Annotated in this window: 2 rRNA genes (1 of these 2 cut by a window edge); both read left to right on the top strand. The window is 54.0% G+C overall.

From position 1 onward, the window contains the following. Window positions 1–2,207: ribosomal RNA gene (locus tag ACREPD_RS12485) — 23S ribosomal RNA — on the top strand; it begins 672 nt to the left of the window's first position. Window positions 2,208–2,376: 169 nt separating this feature from the next. Continuing rightward, window positions 2,377–2,491, top strand: a 5S ribosomal RNA gene (rrf, locus tag ACREPD_RS12480). Window positions 2,492–2,500 lie beyond the last annotated feature (9 nt).

The raw sequence follows: 2,500 nt of genomic DNA, 5'->3' as shown, positions 1-2,500 counted from the left end.
TCATGGCCAGGGTGAAGGTGCCGTAACAGGTACTGGAGGCCCGAACCCACGTCTGTTGCAAAAGACGGGGATGAGCTGTGATTAGGAGTGAAAAGCTAATCGAACCCGGAGATAGCTGGTTCTCCTCGAAAGCTATTTAGGTAGCGCCTCATATGTATCCTCTCGGGGGTAGAGCACTGTTATGGCTAGGGGGTCATCGCGACTTACCAAACCATTGCAAACTCCGAATACCGAGACGGACTGTATGGGAGACACACGGCGGGTGCTAACGTCCGTCGTGAAAAGGGAAACAACCCAGACCCACAGCTAAGGTCCCAAATTCACTGCTAAGTGGAAAACCATGTGGAAAGGCACAGACAGCCAGGAGGTTGGCTTAGAAGCAGCCACCCTTTAAAGAAAGCGTAATAGCTCACTGGTCGAGTCGGTCTGCGGGGAAGATTTAACGGGGCTAAGCAGTGAACCGAAGCTTGGGGTGTGCATATTTATATGTACGCGGTAGAGGAGCGTTCCGTAAGCCGTTGAAGGTGGATTGAGAAGTCTGCTGGAGGTATCGGAAGTGCGAATGCTGACATGAGTAACGATAATGCGGGTGAAAAACCCGCACGCCGAAAGCCCAAGGTTTCCTTGCGCAACGTTAATCGGCGCAGGGTGAGTCGGCCCCTAAGGCGAGGACGAAAGTCGTAGTCGATGGGAAGCAGGTTAATATTCCTGCACCTCGCGTAAGTGCGATGGAGGGACGGAGAAGGTTAGGTGTACCCGGCGTTGGTTGTCCGGGGGAAAGGCGGTAGGTTTGGATCTTTGGCAAATCCGGGATCCTTTAAGACCGAGCACCGAGACGAGTCTTTAAGACAAAGTCACTGATACCACGCTTCCAGGAAAAGCTCCTAAGCTTCAGCTTACGCAGACCGTACCGTAAACCGACACAGGTGGGTAGGATGAGAATTCTCAGGCGCTTGAGAGAACTCGGGTGAAGGAACTAGGCAACATGGCACCGTAACTTCGGGAGAAGGTGCGCCCTTTTTGGTGGCTCATGCGAGCTATAGCTGAAGAGGGCCGCAGAAACCAGGCCGCTGCGACTGTTTATCAAAAACACAGCACTCTGCAAACACGAAAGTGGACGTATAGGGTGTGACGCCTGCCCGGTGCTGGAAGGTTAATTGATGGGGTCAGCCGCAAGGCGAAGCTCTTGATCGAAGCCCCAGTAAACGGCGGCCGTAACTATAACGGTCCTAAGGTAGCGAAATTCCTTGTCGGGTAAGTTCCGACCTGCACGAATGGCGTAACGACAGCGGCGCTGTCTCCACCCGAGACTCAGTGAAATTGAAATCGCTGTGAAGATGCAGCGTTCCCGTGGCAAGACGGAAAGACCCCGTGAACCTTTACTATAGCTTTACACTGAACGTTGAGTTCGTCTGTGTAGGATAGGTGGGAGGCTATGAAACCATGGCGCTAGCTGTGGTGGAGCCATCCTTGAAATACCACCCTGTCGTGCTTGACGTTCTAACCTGGGCCCATTATCTGGGTCGGGGACCGTGTATGGTGGGTAGTTTGACTGGGGCGGTCTCCTCCTAAAGAGTAACGGAGGAGCTCGAAGGTACGCTCAGCGCGGTCGGACATCGCGCACTGTGTGCAAAGGCATAAGCGTGCTTGACTGCAAGATCGACGGATCAAGCAGGTAGGAAACTAGGACTTAGTGATCCGGTGGTTCTGTATGGAAGGGCCATCGCTCAACGGATAAAAGGTACTCCGGGGATAACAGGCTGATACCGCCCAAGAGTTCATATCGACGGCGGTGTTTGGCACCTCGATGTCGGCTCATCACATCCTGGGGCTGTAGTCGGTCCCAAGGGTATGGCTGTTCGCCATTTAAAGTGGTACGCGAGCTGGGTTCAGAACGTCGTGAGACAGTTCGGTCCCTATCTGCCATGGGCGTTGGAGATTTGAGAGGGGCTGCTCCTAGTACGAGAGGACCGGAGTGGACGAACCTCTGGTGTTCCGGTTGTCACGCCAGTGGCATTGCCGGGTAGCTATGTTCGGAAGCGATAACCGCTGAAAGCATCTAAGCGGGAAGCGCGCCTCAAGATGAGATCTCCCGGGGCACAAGCCCCCTGAAGGAACCATATAGACTATGTGGTTGATAGGTCAGGTGTGTAAGTACAGCAATGTATTGAGCTAACTGATACTAATGATCCGTGTGGCTTGACCATATAACCTCAAGTTGCCTTGGCCGACATGACATGTCGATAGATCCCAAGTGCACGCTACGTCACAAGACCAAACGAGAGGCAGGCGCTCAGGCGCGTCTCTTTGTAAAGCCGGCACACACGTGCCCGCTCCTTGCAAAGACACGACCTGCGGCGACACTCCAAAAGCCTCCCTGGTGAAATTAGCGCTGTGGAACCACCCGATCCCATCCCGAACTCGGAAGTGAAACGCAGCTGCGCCGATGGTAGTGTGGCTCAAGCCATGCGAGAGTAGGTCATCGCCAGGGTTTATACCC

It is taken from the genome of Stenotrophomonas sp. (assembly GCF_050737075.1).
In the GTDB taxonomy this organism is placed as follows: Bacteria; Pseudomonadota; Gammaproteobacteria; order Xanthomonadales; family Xanthomonadaceae; genus Stenotrophomonas.
The sequence above is the reverse complement of the archived record's forward strand: the minus strand, read 5'-3'. Positions and strand labels throughout refer to the sequence as shown.